This is a genomic window from Pinirhizobacter sp. (assembly GCF_036499745.1).
Taxonomy (GTDB): domain Bacteria; phylum Pseudomonadota; class Gammaproteobacteria; order Xanthomonadales; family Rhodanobacteraceae; genus Pinirhizobacter.
Window position 1 is genome coordinate 63,720 of the sequence record NZ_DASYDG010000050.1, and the last position, 17,173, is coordinate 80,892.

A 17,173-nucleotide genomic window follows, 5' to 3' on the forward strand; every position below is an offset into this window, starting at 1 on the left:
GGCCGAACCATGACCTCATTCGCCTTGACCTGCGTCGGAGTGCTGTGTACCTGCCTGGCGGCGTTCGCTCCGCGCCTGGCAGTAGCCGCATCGACGACAACAGCAGCCGATGCGCCGGCCAGCCCTTCATCGGCAGCCACGCTTGCCCAGGTGAACGTTGTCGGCCACTACGACAATGGCGTGGGAACCTCGAATGCCGCTTCGCAGGGCGTGATCCTGGGCACACTGTTGCAGGACATCCCCCTCTTGCGACCCGGCGAGATACTGGAGGCCATTCCCGGGCTGGTGGTGACCCAGCACTCCGGCGAAGGCAAGGCCAACCAGTATTTCCCGCGCGGCTACAACCTCGATCATGGCACCGACTTCGCCACCTCCGTCGATGGCGTACCGGTGAACATGCCGACCAACGGGCATGGGCAGGGCTACAGTGACATCAATTTCCTGATACCCGAATTGGTCGAACGCATCGACTACCGGAAGGGTCCGTATTTTGCCGGCAACGGTGACTTTTCATCGGCGGGATCCGCAGACATTCATTACCGTTCCTCCCTGCCCGCGCCGATCCTCGATCTTACGTACGGCACCGACGGCTATCGCCGCGCCTTGCTGGCAGGATCCACCACCCTCGCGCAGGGTCCCACCTTGCTTGGTGCCGTCGAATCCATACGCGAGGACGGACCCTGGCGCCATCCCGACCGCATGCGCAAGGCAAACGGCTTCGCGCGCCTTGAAAACGGCGATGCGCAACATGGCTGGTCGGTCGACACCCTGGTCTACACGGCCCGGTGGAATTCCACCGACCAGGTGCCACTGGAACTGATCCAGTCCGGTGCCCTGTGCCGGTTCTGCGCACTGGACCCTTCCGACGGCGGCCGTACCGCGCGGGCCATCGTGTCCGGACAATGGCATATCCAGGATCGCGATGGCTACCTCAGGGCTTCAGCCTACCTGGAGCATTACCGCCTGCAGCTATGGTCGAACTTTACCTATTTCGAGGACGACCCGGTTCGCGGGGACCAGTTCAACCAACGCGACGCGCGCAATATCTATGGGACGACCCTGGCTAAAGGCTGGGAAGGATCCTGGTTCGGCCACGACACAACGACCGAGGCCGGCCTCCAGTTGCGCCACGACCAGATCCACGTGTCCCTGCTGGACTCGCAGGGCCGGCAACCGTTCGCCACCGTCAGCAACAATCAGGTCGGCGAAACCGAAGCCGGCCTATATGTGGAGAACTCAACCGCCTGGACCCCATGGTTTCGCAGCCTGGCCGGCGCACGCCTGGACGCGATCGCCCTGGACCTGGATTCCGCAACCTTTGCGCGCAATAACGGGCGCGTGTACGACCAGCGCATCTCTCCCAAACTCGCCCTGGTGTTCGGGCCTTGGCAAAAGACCGAATTCTTTCTCAACGCAGGCAGCGGCCTGCACAGCAACGACGCCCGTGGCGTGGTCAATCGCTTCGACGAAACCACTGGCGAACCCTTGCACCGTGCCCCGGCGCTGGTGGGAAGCGTGGGCGAGGAACTGGGCGTGCGTACCGAGATCATTGCCGGTCTGCAGAGTTCACTTGCCCTGTGGCAGCTCAACAGCGACTCGGAGCTGGTCTACGGCGCCGACGCCGGCGGCACCGAAATCAACGGCGCCAGCCGGCGCCATGGGGTGGAGTGGAACAACCACTGGATCATCAATGACCATGTGCTGTTGGACGCCGACCTTGCCTGGACCCACGCTCGCTATGCCCACGACGACGAAAACGGCCAGGACGGCGACCGCATTCCCAACGCCGTAAGCAAGGTGGGCTCGATCGGGATCACCCTGCACCGGCTCGGCCCATGGAGCGCGGACATCAAGACGCTGTACATCGGCGGCTACCCGCTGTCGCAAGACGGTTCGCTGCGCGCACCACCCTCGGTGGTCACCAACCTGCGCCTGCGGCGGGAATTCTCCCCCCGCGTGGCATTGACCCTGGACGTGCTGAACGCCTTCGACCGGAAGTACTTTGACATCGCTTACGACCAGGACTATCGGTTAACGCCTTCAAGCCCGCTGGTGGCTGACGGGGTAACGGTGCACCCCGGGCAGCCTCGCGAATACCGACTCTCCCTCCATGTCACCCTGTAGCCTGCCCATGGAAAGCAGGTAATGGCCAGCACCTGCATCGAATTACTTGCCCAGGAATGATTTCCCTTGCTTGAGCACCGTATCGCAGACCTTGGTGGTGAGCTTGGACTTCAAATCGCTGTTGCCGCCACCGAGGCTGTTCAAATCCACCGACTGGCCGTTACCACCCTGCAGGATGCCTTTCGCACCGCTCAGGTAGCCCGGATCGCTGGTGGAAGTACCACCGCCCTGCGCGCTGGCGTTTGACCCGCCGGTAAGCTTTGACAACATGTTGCCCTTGCTGGCCGAGGTATCGCCACCGGCCATGGGTGTGGATGAGGCACCGCCCATCTTGCCAAGGAGCTTGTCCTTGATTCCCGCGGCACCGGAATTTCCACCCAGGTAATTGTTCTGTACGCAATACTGCAGCAGGCCCGAGACATTGCCCATGCTTCCGGACTTCATCGACGTGCCGCCGCCACCGAGCATGCCGCCGAGCTTGCTCAAGTCCTGTGCTGTAGCACTACCAGCCATTGCGAGCAATGCACCTGCACAGGCAAGGGCGATCACACTGATCCGCATCTTCATGAGCGTGCCTCCATGTAAAGGTCCACGCATTCAACACCTGCCGGCGTTACGAGTTCGTAACGCCGGAAATGTGCATCAAAGCTTGTAGTTGACGCCGAACATCACCGTGCGGCCCCAGGAATTGAAATCCAGTGGGCGCATCACCTGCGTGCCGTTGGGAAGTCCGGAAATCTGTACGGTCTTGTAGGGAGCATTGGTGGCATTGACGACCTGCAGCAGGATCGACAAACCACTCCAGCGGCCCTGGTCGAAGGCATAGCCGGCCTGGACGTCGGTCTGCTTGTCGGCCAGGATCTGCTGATAGCCCAACTGGTCGAACAGTGCCACCGCCTCGCCGGTGAATGCCGAGCGATAGCGTTCGGCCACGCGGAAGGAGAACCCATATTTCTCATAATAAATGGCGAGGTTCGCCACTTTGCGCGACAACCCCGGAAGAGTCTTGGGTCCTCCGGGGATGGACGACACCGAACTGACCGGGATGGAACTGTTCGTCAGCGAGAAATTACCGCCGATGCCGAAGCCGTCCAGCGCGCGGGCCACGACGGCGCCTTCCAGGTTGGCCTGTAGCTCCACGCCGTCGATCTTGCCGCCCGTGCCGTTTTCCGGCAGCGTGAACGAGCCGATGTTCGATGACGGTACCAGGGTGGGAGTGTCGTTGATGTTCTTGGAAAAGTCGTGGTCGAGGACAGTCTTGTTGTAGATATAGTTCAGCAGGTTCTTGTGAAACACCGCGGCGCCGACAAAGCTGGCCTTGCCGAAGTATTTCTCCCAGGAAAGATCCGTGCCCACGGCCACGTAGGGTTTGAGTTTCGGATTGCCGCCGCTGCCCGACCACAGCACCTGCCCCGCTTGCGGGCCATCCTGGATCTGCGCCACGCCAGCTGAGGTCGCCACCTTCTCGTCGTCGATGCGGCCACGCGTCATCGTCTTGGCGAAGCCGAAGCGAAGGTATTGCCGCTCGCCGATCGTGGCCTTCAGGTTAAGGCTGGGCAGGAACTTGTTGTACTTGGTCCCGTCGGAAATGTGGCCGGCAAGGGTATCGCCATTGGTCTGCAAAGCATCCGACGACTGGTCGGTATGCACCGCCTGCAGGCCGACGTTGCCACCCAGGGGAATATCGCCCACGGTGGTGTCGATGTTGAACCTGGCGTAGGCAACCGGGACCTTTTCCTCGATCGTGTAATTCCGCGAGTAATCGCCCGCGCCATTGCGTGGCACCAGGTAGAACTGGCTGCGCAGCGCATTGAGCACGTCGTAGTTCAATGCTCCGGGAATGCCGCCGTAGCCAACGTAGCTGGGGTTGTACAGGTACGACGGGTTGACCGGCGCGAAGATGTTGTTGTCGTAGGTGTCCTGGGTGGAGCCATTGCCGTTGAGGAAAGCGAAGTTGACGTCGGCGGTCTTGGTTTTCTTCCGGTCCGAATAGTCCACGCCGAAGTCGACCGTGGAGAAGATCCAACCCACCGGATGGCTCATTTCCAGGCGGATCGCCTTGATCGTGTCCTTCTGCTTGTCGAATTCCTCGCGTCCGTTGTAGCCGTAATTGAGCGGATCGGTGAAGCCGACATTGGCCGGATCGGCAAGATCGACGCCGGGGGTAAAGTATGGATACCCATTGTCCGCATGGTTGGAAAACGCGGATGTGGTGGTGGCGCCGCCGGCCAGGCCTGAGAACAGGTAGGCATCGTGCAGGTTGACCTTGGCCGACGAATACGACAGGTCGGCCGTGGCCAGCCAGTCGTTGCCGAAGTCGTACTGGTTGTTCCAGCCGGCCGAGAACAGCTTGTCGTGCTCTTTGTTGTATTCGTTCTGCAGGACGGGCTTCAGGCCGCTGATGGTGCCGGAGGTGACGATCGGATACGGCAGTTTCGGGGTAATGCCGACATCGGAATACGAGACGTTGTCGTACGGGCTGCTCGTCCACTGCACGCCATTGGTGATCTGGCGCTGGTTGAAGGTGGAGTAGTACAGGTCGAGGGTGGAGTGGTAGTTGTCACCGGGCGCCCACTCGATCACCGTCATCAGGCCGTTGCGCAGTTGACGCTCGCTACGGGCGCGAACCTGCATGCCTTCTTGGGAGATCACGCCATCGGGAAGTCCCGGCGTATGCGGGGCACCCCAGATGCCTTCCGCGCCGTCCGGGCCATTGTTGTTCGCCCACCACCACGCCTGGTACTGCCGTTCCTGGATGGGCGAGTCCAACTGCGCTACGCCCACCGCCACACCGAGGGTGTGGTCGAAGAACTGGTCGATATACGAGAAGCTCGCGCGGTGACCCCAGGTGTTGACGCCGCTGGCAGGGTTCAACTCGCCATTGGTGGTGTGTTCGCCACGAAGGTTCATGGCGATGGTGCGCTGGGGGAGATCCAGCGGCTTGATGGTATGGAGGTCCACCGTGCCGGAAAGGCCCTGACCGATCAGCGTGGCGTCGGGCGTCTTGTAGACGGCCGCGCCGCTGATGAGCTCGGAGGGATACTGGTCGAACTCCACGCCACGGTTCTCGCCGATCGTGGCTTGCTCCCGGCCGTTGAGGGTCGTACCGGTGAAGTCCGGCGAGGTACCGCGGATGGAAATCATGTCCGCGCGTCCGGCCACACGCTGGGTGGCCAGGCCCGCCAGGCGGGACAGGCTTTCGGCGATGGACGAATCAGGCAGCTTGCCGATGTCCTCGGCCGAGATCGCCTCGATGATGCTGTTGGAATTCTCCTTGGCCTTCAGCGAGCTCTGGATACTGCCCTGGATGCCGGTGACGATCACGGCATCGAGATTGCTGACGGAATCTTCGGATTTCTTCTGGTTCTTCTTGTCGACCTTGGCCGGGGTCTTGCCGGCAGGCGGGGTCGTCTGGGTCGTGTTGTCGTTGGCAGGTGGTGGCTGGGCAGTGTCCTGCGCCAGGGCGCCCGGGGCGATGAAAGCCAGCAGTAGGGCCGTGGCGCAGGCGGCGGAAAGCGGCCTTGGACGCAGACGGAAGGAGCGCACGGTGAGCACGTGCGACAAGCAACGATGTTCCATCAATTCTCCCCAGAGCCGATGAAAGCGCCCCCCTCGGCGCTGCAAATGGAGCATGCGCGAAGGAATTTGCCGCTGTCATCATGCATCGCAACATCATGTTGCGCATGGGTTCATGAAGTTGTGGGTTACGTGTACGGATGGCAGCCCGCAGCCGCACGCCGGCCGCTCACCACCAACAGCAATTTCTTGCGGTGAGGAATCAGGCCTTAATTCCGCCCTTGGGCCATGCAACAGATGGATGCAAAAGCCGACCTCCTCATGGATGGCTCCCGCCGCTAACTGAAACCTCAACCACGTGGGCCGGTGCCTTGCCATCCACCACCACGCGCAGGAACCGCGCACTTTTGCCGCCCCCCGCCGCGGTAATGGTGTCCACATCACCGGCGGCGTGGACAGGCGTTGATCCCACCGGCCACCATGTCTGGCCATCGCTGGAAGCATCCACGGTGTAGTGGAACGTCTCGCCGGCACCTCGCGTCAACTGCACGCTCGTGATCACCGCGGGCTTGCCCAGGGCGATGTTAAGCGTGCCCTTCCCGGCCACCGGCATCCAGCTGGTGGCGATCGAACCATCCACCGCGGCCACCGGGGGGTTGGCGGCGATCGCCGAAGTGGCCGACGTGGCCTGGCAACGAGCCAGGTTATCGGTGGGTTGAAGATCGGGCTTGCGGGTATCGAGCACCAGTGGTGTGCCTGACTCGAGCATTCGCTTGCCGGCGCGGGTGGTCACCGGGATCGCCTTGCCCGAGGCCAGCGTCACTGTGGTCTTGTCACGGGTGATGCGCATGGCGAACACGCGGCCCTGCCACTGCAGGCCTTTCAATGTCAGCCCCTGCAACTGCGGCGGAAGGCTGGGATCCAGTTCGATGGCATCGGGACCGAATCGCAGCCCACTGAAGCCATAAAGGAACTGCTGCAGCACGCCACCGGTACCGGTAAGGAAATTCAACGGGCCGCCTTCGGTGGTTTCGCTGGTCTGGAAGAACGGTTCGTGCAGCTGCGGCAGGTAGCTGCGGATCATGAACGTGTAGGCCGCGCATCCAGGCAGGTCCAGCGCGGACGTCGCGATCGAATGAATGGCATCGGTCATGGCCGGCCCGTTGGCACGGGTACGCGGCACGTAATAGTTGATGTCGTTCAGCGCCACCTGGGCAGGCATCGGGTAATGCAGCGGATAGGTCATCAGCACCACGTCGGCCTGTTTGACAGTGGATCCGTCATAGCCGTCGTATTCCAGATGGCGCTGGTTCACTGCGTCGAAGGGTATGGTCTTGACCAGGCCGTCGGCCACTTCCTGCCAGCGCGGCTGCACGGGCTTGCCCAACAGGCCCGCCGCAGCGATGGCATGCTTGATCGCCTGCGAGGCGGCGGCATTGGTATAGGCGGAGTTGTTCACGCCGAAATGGTCTTCGTCGGGCGGCTGCACGTTGTTCACCGCGAAGCCCCCATTGGCGACCGGTGTCGCCACGCTGGTCCAGAAATCAGCGATGGCCGCCAGCACCGGGAAACCCTTCGAAGCCAGCCACGCGCGGTCGCCCGTGGCCGCGAAGTAGTTCCACTGCGCCATGGCAACGTCGGCCTGCAAGTGGAATTCCTGGCTACAGCTGTAATTCGGGTCGGCGAGGATCTTGTCGTTGTCATCCGCCCTGGTGCCGTAGCAGTCTTCATGGATGGAGCCGTCGTCGGCCGCCGTCCACGGGTAATACGCGCCCATGTGGCCATTGGCGCTTGCGTTCTTCTTTGCCGCGGCAAGGGTGTCGAAGCGGTAATCGACCATGGACCGGGCAATGTCCGGATGCACGGCCAGAAGTGCGGGCATCATCCAGGTGTCTGAATCCCAGAAGGCCATGCCAGCGTAGCTGTCGCTGCTGAGGCCGGACGGACCGAGCACGCCGGGTGCATCGTCACGGATGCTGGCGTAGAGGTTGTAGATGCCTGAGCGCACCACGTTCTGCAGTTGTGGTGCGCCGTCGACCACGATGTCGCCCTGCCAGATCTTGTCCCAGGCGGAGCGGCTTTCGGCAAGCACGGCATCACCCCCCGCACTGGCGGCTGCCTGTGCTTCGGTTGCCGCCACGGTGGCTGGATCGGGCGAATCCTTCGAGGTGGCGACGGCCACGTACTTGGTGAAGGTATAGGTCTGCCCGGTTTTCGCCGCCACGCTCACCCGTTCGCCGCCGCTCAAGGGCTTGCCCGTAGCCGTGGCCTCGCCGGTCATCGTGGCGTCGCCCTGCAGACGCAGGATCGAGGTCATCACCAGGCCCAGCCGGGTACCCGCCGTGCTGGCCGTGAGCGTCGTGCGGTGTGCACGGGTGTCTACCTGTGCGTTGCCAGCGGCAAGGCGTGCCGCACCGGCGCCATCGAACCACCCGGTCACCTTCAGCGTGCCATTCCAGTTCGGCGTCAACCGCAGTTCAACGATACCCACATGCTTGCGTGCGCGGCTGGTGAACACTCGATACTGGAAGGCCGTGGTTTCGCCACCCGGTGCTTTCCAGGTACCGGAGGTGGTGATCTGCCCGGTACGCAGGTCCTGCACCTGGCGGTAACCGTCGATGTCGGTAAGCTTCGCGGTCGAAGCAGTGTATTGCCCGGACGGGGATGCGAAATCCAACGAACTCCACGTGGGCAGCAGTGCCGGCACGCGCTTGGTTTCGTCGGGATAGAAGTTGGAGAACTTGCCTGAGGCGTAGAAGCCGGCCAGGAGCGACTGCACGCCGCGGACGGCATCGATCGGCCAGTTGGTGCGGCCGACCCCGGCAAGGTATCCGGCGCCGGCCGGTGGAATTCTCTGGCTGAAGTAACCATTGCCCACATAGGGCATGCCGGTTTCGGTGGGCGCGAAGCCGGTGGATACGAACAGCCATGGACTGGACTGTGTGGCCGCCCGTGGCGTGGGATCGGCGAAAGCGCAAGGCGCGGCGATGAGCAACAGGGCCAGCAGCAGGGCCGACCGGTTCAAGCGTTTCACGTCGCATTCTCCTTCATATCCCACCCCTGCCACACTGATGCCGCGGAGTTCGCAACCGCGAAACACCACGCACTGGAATAACACGCAAGACAACCGGGGGGCAAGCGGCGGCCTGCGGACGCTCACCTCACCTTGTACCCTGCCCGGCTACCCTGCACGCTCCAAGCCCGAGGGAACCGGCCATTCATGTGGACCGCGATCGTCATCACCGCGTTGGTTACTGCCATGGTCATCGTCATTGCGGTGAACTTCCATAAGCCCGAGAAAGCCGTGCGCTTTCCGGTCGAACACTGCCATGCCGTGCGCGACCCCCCGTTCCGCCTGGAAATGGACGCCATGCTGGGCCCGGACATATTGGAGGGAAACCGCGTCCTGCCGCTGCAAAACGGCGAGGAGATATTCCCGGCCATGCTGGCAGCCATTGCTTCAGCCACACGCACCATCACATTCGAAACCTATATCTACTGGTCGGGGGATATCGGCAAGAAGTTCGCCGACGCACTGAAGGAGCGTTCGCTGGCCGGCGTCACCGTGCACGTGATGCTGGACTGGGCCGGCAGCGAAAAGATGGACAAGCGCCTGCTGGAAGAACTTCGCGACGGTGGCGTGGAAGTGGAGCGCTACCATCCGCTGCGCTGGTACACCATGGCCCGCATGAACAACCGCACGCACAGGAAGATGCTGGTGGTGGACGGGCGCATCGGCTTCACCGGTGGCGTCGGTATCGCCGACCAGTGGACGGGGCACGCCCAGGACCCCGGCCACTGGCGCGATGTGCACTTCCGTGTGGAAGGCCCGGTGGTGGCGCAGATGCAGGCCTGCTTCATGGACAACTGGATCAAGACCACAGGTACCGTGCAGCACAGCGATGGTTATTATCCCGTGCTTGGGCCGGCAGGCGACCATGCGATGCACTTGTTCGTCAGCTCGCCCGCTGCCGGCGGCAACTCAAGCATGCACATGATGTACCTGCTTGCCATCGCCGCGGTGGTGGAAAGCTTCGATCTGCAGGCCTCGTATTTTATTCCCGACAGCATCACCCTCAATGCGATTCTTGGCGCCAGGGATCGCGGGGCGCGCATTCGCATCCTGGTACCGGGCCGCTATATCGATTCGAAGCTCGTGCGCATGGCTTCCAGGCGTACCTGGGGCAAACTTCTGGCGGCAGGTGTGGAAATCTATGAGTACCAGCCCACCATGATGCACAACAAGGTCCTGATCATGGACCGTCACATGGTATCGGTGGGTTCCACCAACTTCGACATGCGCTCATTCAACCTCAATGACGAGGCAAGCCTGAATGTCTATTCGGACGACTTCGCCCGCACGATGACCGACATGATGGAGGCTGACCTGCGCCATGCCCGGCGTTACACCCTCGACATGTGGAAGCAGCGCCCGGCCTGGCAAAAACTTGGCGAGGTGCTGACGCGGCCGTTCGAATCGCAGCTATGAGCTGCGCGTGGCCACCACCGGAGGCACCGCCGCTGCACGCATGGCCGGCCACAGCACCGCGGCCTGGCCCACGATCCACAGCAGGATGGCCCCGGCCACCGGATACGCACCGGGAAGGCGTGGCAGTTCGTAGTGCTGCATCAACAATCCGTTCACGCCATATGCCAGGGCGGCGCCGCTGGCGATGCCCACGGTGGTCAGGATGAAATTCTCGGTCTGGAAGTAATGCAGGATATTCGCGCGCGTGGCGCCCAGCGCGCGGCGCACGCCGATCTGCCGGCGCCTCTGCGCCACCCAGAAACTTCCCAGGCCCACGATGCCCAGTGCGGTGACCACCAGTAGCGCAATGCAAACCCCCACCAGCAGTCCGATCATGGCGCGGTCGTCCTGGAAGTAAGTGCGACGCACTTCATCGAACGTGCTTTTCTTCAGGATGATGCGGTTCGGATTGGTCACCTTGAGTGCAGCGACGGCTTGCTGGAGTACGCGCTCGCGATCAGCCGGTGAGGTACGGATAATGTAGTTCGTGCCAGGGGTGGCGCCGATGCGCAGGGGTAAGACGATGCTGTAGTCGGCGGTATGCCAGTCCCATATGGAAGGCCGCACCAGGTGCCTCAACACCCCTACCACCATCATCGGCTTGTCGCCCATGTAAATCGTCTTGCCGACGGCATTCTGGCCCGGCCAGAGCTTTTCGGCCATGCCGCTTGAGATCACGACCACCTTGGGAATGATCTTTAGCTTCGAGGCAACCGCCACCGAGAAATCCACGTTGTCCTCGTGGGTAAGGTCGCGGCCGGCAATCACTTGCGCACCCAACGCCTGGACAACATCCTGGCCCTGGTAGATGGTGGCGTTGAGCGATTCGTTCTTCTGGGTGGGGTCGAGTTTGATCGTGCTGTTGTTGGACGAACGCCCGAAGGGTACCTGGTTGCTCAGTGCCACGGCCTTGACGCCGGCGATCTTCTTGATGGCGGCGAGGTCTTCCTCGGCGCGTGCCATGGTGTCGGCGCGACGTCCGATGTCGGCTGTCTGCACCCGGATCACTTCGTTTTCCGCGATCCCGCTGGGGATGTTCATGCGGTCGATGCGCTGGGAAATGAGGAACACCGAGTTACAGACGATGGCGCAGGTAAGGGCGATCTCCAGGATCACCAGCAACGCGGTGATCTTGTGATGCCGCAACGAGGCAAGAATCGGCATGATGTCCATCCTGGTTCCCCTAGTTGCTCTTGAGTTGAAGGGCGGGCACCACCTGGCACGCGCGCCAGGCAGGCAGCAGGCCGGCGACGAGGGTGGCCGATACCGCCAGCAGGAAAGTCGCCAGGAGCATCGGCAGGTCCAGATGGGCCAGCGAGGCATAATCGGAAGGTTGCAGGCGCACCAGCCACAAGCCCAGCAGCGACAGCAGCAGGCCGCCGGCGCCTCCCACCAGGCCCACCAGGCCCGCTTCCACCAGCAGTTGGGCGAAGATCACCCGGCGTGACGCACCCAGGGCGCGGCGCACACCAAGTTCGGAGGCCCGGCGCAGGAACTTGGCCAGCATCAATCCCACCGTATTGACCAGGCACACCACCAGGAAGCCCAGGGCCAGCCATACCTGCAGGCGGACATCGCCCGGCACTACCTTGTTGATGTCCAGCCATTGCATCAAGTTGGGCAAAACCACGTTCGGCGGGCGCTGGAACCGGCCCAGGGCCTTCTGCTCCTGGCTGTAATGGACCAGGAATTCCTTGTAGGCAGCAGCCTTGGCGGGTGAATCGAGCTGTACCCAGAACTGCAGCCATACACACTCGGACGTTTCCATGTGGTCGCCGTCGTTGCCGTCAGTGCCCCAGCAGTCTGACGATCCATTGCGCTCGAGCAACAGGTCGCGGGAGGTGAACAAGGGTATGAAGACGTTCTCCTTCTCCGAGAACGTGCTCATGTTGAGGTCGTAGAAATGCGGGTTCGGGCGCCAATTATCGATCACGCCGATGATGCGCAGATCGTGTCCGTTCACGCGCAGCGACTGCCCCGTGCTGTCCTTGCCGCTGAAGAGCTTGTCGTTAAGATCGCGGGTGATCACCGCCACGCGGGCCTTGGCCTGGTCTTCGGCCGCGGTCCAGGCGTGGCCGAAGATGAAGGGCACGTTGAACATCGGGAAGAAATCGGCCGTGGTGTATCGCGCGTCCTCGAAGAACGGCTCGATGGTCGACTGCGTGGACTGGATCGGTACCGCGCCACCGGTCATCAGCGCCTGGTGGCTGCCCCGGGCCGCCTTGAGCAGGTACATGCCGTCGGGCCAGGAAAGCTGCTCCGGCGGCTTGCTGGTGGGCGTGTAGCCGTCCATGTCACGCGGGTCCAGCTGCGGGTAGTAGAGCTGGGCGCTGCTACCGGGAATCGGGTCGCCGGACAGCACGTGCAGCACGGTGAGCGTGGTCATGCTCGCCCCGATCCCCAGCGCGATCGCCAGCACCATCAGCAGCGTGAGCGCACGGTTCCGCTTCAGGCTGCGCAGGGCCATCTCCAGGTTGTAAGCGAACATGTCCGTCCCTCCCGCGCATCCCGCGCCCATGCCGTGGCATTGCAACTGCCGTGCCACGGGCCATTTGCGTGGATCCGGGGAAAAACCGCAAACCGTTGGTGTGGGCCGGTGTCCGCGGACAGATTCCCCTGCCCGGCGGACACTGCCTGGAGCATCAGACTTGTGCCTGGCCACCGTCGATGAAGAGCTCGATGCCGGTGATGTAGCTGGCCTCGTCCGAGGCCAGGAAACTCACCGCGGCCGCTACTTCATCCGGCTGGCCAACGCGGCCCAGCGGTGTGATCTCGGCGGTGTGCTTGCTGAAGATGGCGATATCTTCGTCGGACATGCCAAGCTCACTCTTGTAGCCGGGAGTGACGATCGTCCCCGGCGCCACGATGTTCACGCGGATATCCCGACCCTTCAGGTCCGATGCCCAGCTACGTACGAAAGACCGAAGCGCCGCCTTGGTCGCGGCGTATACGCCAAACGCAGGGGCGCCCTTGATCGACACCATCGAGCCATTGACCACGATGGCCGCGCCGGGGCCCATGAGCTCGATCGCCTTCTGCACGGTAAAGAGCGTGCCTTTGACGTTGATGCCGAAGTACTTGTCGAATTGCTCCTCCGTCACCTGGCCCAATGGGGCGAAGGCGCCACCGCCGGCATTGGCGAAGAGAATGTCGAGTTTGGCGTGACGCTCGCCGATGGTGCGGAAGATGCGTTCCAGGTCGGCGTTGGAGCTGATGTCACCCTGGATGGCCGTGACGCCCTTGCCGATCGTATGCACGGCAACATCGAGCTCTGCCTGGCGACGGCCGGTGATGTAGACGATGGCGCCTTCGGCTACCAGGCGCGTTGCCGTGGCAAGGCCAAGGCCGGAGCTGCCCCCGGTGACGAGGGCGACCTTGCCGGCATGCCGGCTGGCATGGACATTGGAAAGTGGGTTGTTCATGGCGGATGGTCCTGTGGATGGGGCGAAGCGCGCCCCGTTGTCCACAAGGTATTTATTGCCACCCAGCGAATAAACGGACATTCCGTGTAATCATTATTTCCCCACGGAAATAATAGGTGCCTCATGGATCGCCTGGCCGCCATCCGCGCCTTCGGCCGCGTCGTCGAGACGGGAAGCTTCACCCGGGCCGCTACTTCCATGCAGTTGCCAAATGCCTCGGTGACCAAGATGATCCAGGCCCTGGAAGCCTCGCTTGGGGTACGCCTGCTGCAACGAACCACGCGCCGCGTCACGGTGACCGTCGAGGGCGCTGAATATTACGAACGCACTCGCTCGATCCTGGGTGATCTCGACGACCTGGAAACCACACTGGTCGCGGGTGGTTCGAACCCGCAAGGCACCCTCCGCGTCGACACGGGTGGGTCGGTGGCCAGCGGCATCATCCTGCCAAAGCTCGGCCAGTTCCGCGCGCGTTATCCGGGCATTCGCGTGCAACTGGGGGTGACCGATCGAACCACGGACCTGATTGGCGAGAATATCGATTGCGCCGTGCGCAGCACTGCTGACGATGGAAGCCTGGTAGTACGCAAGCTGGGTACGCTGGCCTTTCGCACGTGCGCCACGCCCGCGTATCTTGCCAAAGCCGGCACACCGTCAGTTCCGAATGACATCCTGCATGACGGCCACGCCGTGGTCGGTTATTTCTCGGCGCGAAGCGGCCAGATCACCCCGTTGCGCTTCAAGGTGGCCGGCGCAACCGTCGAGATCAATGCCACGGCGGAAGTCGTTGTGAACGAAAGCAACACCCACGTGGCGGCTGCCGTGTCGGGGTTGGGGCTTGTGCAGACGCTGGCGTTCGCCGCCGATCCCTATATTGCGTCGGGCCGGCTGGTGTCGTTGCTCGACGACTTCCAGCCCGATCCGATACCCGCCTACCTGGTGTTCCCACCGGGCCGCCAGAACATCGCCCGCGTGCGCGTGTTCGCCGAGTGGGTGGCAACGCTATTCAGCGGCTAGCGCACCGGGTGCGGCTGGAGGCGGCATGCACACGGCCTTCGGCGTCGTGCAACGTGCGCGTGGCGGGATCGTAGCGTTCAATCCGGATGCCTGTGCGGATGCCAGCCGCGCCCGTCCATGCCTGCCTCAGTGTCTCGAACAAGGCGCCGCGGGTCATCCCCAATCCGAAGCATCCTTCGCGATGGTCTGCGTAGCGCATCGCCATCACCGCCCGGCCGCGAGGCGTACTGCCATGGAGCTCATCAATGCGCTGGCCCTGGGCAAGCGCCTGTTCGTGCAAGCCGAGCCGGGCGAGCACGGCCAGGCCCGTGGGCTGCAGCAGGAAGCCCGCGCCCACCGGGCCTGGAGCGAACGCCTGCTCGAATACCGTGATCTGGTGTCCTTGCCCCGACAACAATAACGCTGAAGCCTGTCCAGCCGTTCCATAGCCCACGATGGCGATCCGCATCTACCGTCCTTGTCCACTGCGTTCGGATAGGCGAAGTTTCCCACAGGATGGCGAAGGGTGATCGCAGGATGTTGCGATTGACAATATCGACGCGTTCGCGCGAGGGCAGCGAAGCGGCGTAGCATCCGACCATTCTCGCCAAGCAGGCTCAAGCCATGGGCAAACGTACTGCATGGGTACTGATCGGATCTGGACTTGTTATGGGTGCAGGTCTGATTGTCTTCTCTCTCAGGGAGCACTCGGTCGTACCGGCCTGCTTCGGCGCCGGGGGTATTTTCGCCGCTACCAGTCTTTGGCTAAATCATCGCCTGTTGCGAAACAGCTTCGGCGAAATACGCGGAGCCGTGATGGCCCACGGCTATGACCGACGTGGCCACCTCTTCGCAAGGCTAAGCACCCTGATGCTACTCGTGGGCATTATTGCCTTGGTGAAGGGTCTCTAGTACAGGCTGCAGCTTTAGCGCCCTCTGCGTGTCGGCTTGACAGCCTTGGTTGACTTCACGGCTTTGGTTGCTTTGGTCGCCTTCCTAACTTTCACCGCCGCCTTGGCCGTCTTCGTCGGCCCCACCAGCTTTCCCGGTGTCAAGGGCACCAGGGGTTTCGATGGCGCTGGCGTGACTGTCCCTGGGGTCGTCTTCTTCGCCCCGCTCGCCGCCCGCATCTGCTCGCACAACGAAACGACACGGCAGCAGCACTCGGTGTAATTCGCACGAAGGGTGGAAACACCAAGGGCTGCGCGATGATGCATACCGCGGGATTTCACCGCGTCTGGTGCGCCGTTGGTCGTGGACCAATCAAGGCTGCCATTCCCGGCCACGCGCGCGGGCACCTGCCAGTAATCGCCCGTCTCGTAGGCACCGCCGGGCTCGAACCACACCTGCAGGCCATCCTCAAGGATGATCCAGCCGCCTTCGGCGACGGGCAATACACCATCGGCGGATACACCGTCCTGCTGGTCCCAGCGGCGGAGCAACGCGTGCCTGCCGGGATCAAGCGACGGCAACGCAATCGTGTCGCCCTTGCGCCCCTGCAGGGTAACCGTGCGGCTGGAAGCATCGATGGCCACGATCTGCAGCAAGGGAGCGGCCAGTTGCGACAGCGTCACGTTGTCGTCGAGCACCTCCACCCACTCGTTGGCGGCCAGGCCAAGGCGCTGGTCGCGGCCAAGGTTGCCCAGGCCCACTACCAGTTGCGGCGAGCCATCCTGCGCCGATCCGCCCGCGGCTGCTGTGACCGGGAATATCACCGAGCCGTTCTCGCGCGACCACTTGAAGGTCGCCCCCACGGCCGCGCCATTGGGCCCGATCGAGGCGCCATCGTGGATCTCCACGCGATAAAGCTGGTTCTCAAGTCCCCGGTAGCGGGCGTCGGCGGCGATCACGCAAGGGTCGTCATCGCTATCCACAGGACCTGCCTGCGCGCGCAGGCGCGGCCATGCATACGTGGCGCGGGCGTTGAGCACGGCGCGCAAGATGGTGCAGGGGTCGTCCTGCCCGGCATCCAGGCTTCGGCGCAAGGCGGCGAGCTCATTGATCTGCTGCTGCAGCATTGCCTTGTCTGCATCGGAGAGGTCACCGCCCATACGCAGCTTCAACGCCACGGCCAGCACATCCAGTTGCGGCCCGAGCGCGGCGGAATCAGTGAGCCGAAGCTGCCACACCACCTGCGCGCGCGTCGCGGTGTCGACGCCCTCGAGGGCCGCGTCCAGGATCGATGGTGCTTCAATGGCAGAAAGGTGCCGCTCCCACACGTCCAGCCACACGACGAACCCCGTGGGCGGCTCGGCAAGGTCGAAACCGTTGCCGGGCGTGGGCGCATACGGCTGGGTCGCCACGGTACATGCCGCTTCGTTCTGGCACAGAATGCCATCGACATAGAAGTGCCCCGGCGACAGTTGCCAGTTCGCCAGCAGGTTCTGCCGCGTGATCGAAAAGCCCGTACCGGCGGCCCAGCAGGGGCCGACCAGGTCCGTCACCATGGTGCGCAGCAAGTACAGCCCGATGGTGGCCTGCTCATTCCAGTCCGATTCCAGTTGTACCCTTCCCTGCTGCTGGAAGACCTGGCTGAAATGCCGCGTGGGGTCGAAGGTGACCCTGGCGAAGTCGCCTTTCATGGTGC

The 17,173-nt window shown here is 63.0% G+C and carries 12 protein-coding genes; 4 read left to right on the top strand and 8 right to left on the bottom strand.

Features of this window, described 5'->3' with window-relative positions; genetic code table 11:
- The first annotated feature begins 9 nt into the window (after nucleotides 1-9).
- Nucleotides 10-2,124: a TonB-dependent receptor gene (locus tag VGM61_RS17030; RefSeq protein ID WP_331524090.1), complete on the top strand. Its 2,115-nt coding sequence runs from the start codon at nucleotides 10-12 to the stop codon at nucleotides 2,122-2,124.
- A 42-nt stretch (nucleotides 2,125-2,166) separates the two neighbouring features.
- Here the strand turns inward: VGM61_RS17030 and VGM61_RS17035 are convergent, their stop codons facing one another.
- The 3 genes from VGM61_RS17035 to VGM61_RS17045 form a co-directional block, all read right to left on the bottom strand.
- Nucleotides 2,167-2,691, bottom strand: coding sequence for a DUF2501 domain-containing protein (locus tag VGM61_RS17035; protein WP_331524091.1), 525 nt, complete (start codon nucleotides 2,689-2,691; stop codon nucleotides 2,167-2,169).
- A 75-nt stretch (nucleotides 2,692-2,766) separates the two neighbouring features.
- Nucleotides 2,767-5,703, bottom strand: coding sequence for a TonB-dependent receptor (locus VGM61_RS17040; protein WP_331524092.1), 2,937 nt, complete (start codon nucleotides 5,701-5,703; stop codon nucleotides 2,767-2,769).
- Between the two features lie 256 nt (nucleotides 5,704-5,959).
- Nucleotides 5,960-8,674 (bottom strand): glycosyl hydrolase family 65 protein, encoded by a 2,715-nt coding sequence (locus tag VGM61_RS17045; RefSeq protein WP_331524093.1) that lies wholly within the window; start codon nucleotides 8,672-8,674, stop codon nucleotides 5,960-5,962.
- A gap of 186 nt (nucleotides 8,675-8,860) precedes the next feature.
- On the opposite strand from VGM61_RS17045, the gene VGM61_RS17050 reads away from it, so the two are divergent.
- Nucleotides 8,861-10,129 carry a phospholipase D-like domain-containing protein gene (locus VGM61_RS17050; protein ID WP_331524094.1) on the top strand — a complete coding sequence of 423 codons (1,269 nt, stop codon included), beginning with the start codon at nucleotides 8,861-8,863 and terminating at the stop codon, nucleotides 10,127-10,129.
- Here VGM61_RS17050 and VGM61_RS17055 read toward each other — a convergent pair.
- From VGM61_RS17055 to VGM61_RS17065, 3 genes are all read right to left on the bottom strand, one after another.
- Nucleotides 10,124-11,332: an ABC transporter permease gene (locus VGM61_RS17055; protein ID WP_331524095.1), complete on the bottom strand. Its 1,209-nt coding sequence runs from the start codon at nucleotides 11,330-11,332 to the stop codon at nucleotides 10,124-10,126. The two genes, VGM61_RS17050 and VGM61_RS17055, sit on opposite strands and share 6 nt — an antisense overlap.
- Nucleotides 11,333-11,351: 19 nt before the next feature.
- A complete protein-coding gene (locus tag VGM61_RS17060; RefSeq protein ID WP_331524097.1) occupies nucleotides 11,352-12,656 on the bottom strand; it encodes an ABC transporter permease in 1,305 nt (434 codons plus the stop codon).
- Between the two features lie 154 nt (nucleotides 12,657-12,810).
- The gene (locus tag VGM61_RS17065) at nucleotides 12,811-13,590 is read right to left on the bottom strand and encodes an SDR family NAD(P)-dependent oxidoreductase (RefSeq protein ID WP_331524098.1); all 780 of its coding nucleotides are present in this window, start codon (nucleotides 13,588-13,590) and stop codon (nucleotides 12,811-12,813) included.
- A gap of 123 nt (nucleotides 13,591-13,713) precedes the next feature.
- Between VGM61_RS17065 and VGM61_RS17070 the strand changes: the two genes are divergently transcribed.
- A complete protein-coding gene (locus tag VGM61_RS17070; protein ID WP_331524099.1) occupies nucleotides 13,714-14,607 on the top strand; it encodes a LysR family transcriptional regulator in 894 nt (297 codons plus the stop codon).
- On the opposite strand, the gene VGM61_RS17075 is transcribed toward VGM61_RS17070, so the two are convergent.
- Nucleotides 14,597-15,055 (bottom strand): FAD-dependent oxidoreductase, encoded by a 459-nt coding sequence (locus VGM61_RS17075; RefSeq protein ID WP_414694908.1) that lies wholly within the window; start codon nucleotides 15,053-15,055, stop codon nucleotides 14,597-14,599. The genes VGM61_RS17070 and VGM61_RS17075 overlap by 11 nt on opposite strands.
- Before the next feature lie 155 nt (nucleotides 15,056-15,210).
- Between VGM61_RS17075 and VGM61_RS17080 the strand changes: the two genes are divergently transcribed.
- Nucleotides 15,211-15,498, top strand: coding sequence for a hypothetical protein (locus VGM61_RS17080; protein ID WP_331524100.1), 288 nt, complete (start codon nucleotides 15,211-15,213; stop codon nucleotides 15,496-15,498).
- A gap of 14 nt (nucleotides 15,499-15,512) precedes the next feature.
- Here the strand turns inward: VGM61_RS17080 and VGM61_RS17085 are convergent, their stop codons facing one another.
- Nucleotides 15,513-17,168, bottom strand: coding sequence for a DUF6519 domain-containing protein (locus VGM61_RS17085; RefSeq protein ID WP_331524101.1), 1,656 nt, complete (start codon nucleotides 17,166-17,168; stop codon nucleotides 15,513-15,515).
- Nucleotides 17,169-17,173: the final 5 nt, after the last annotated feature.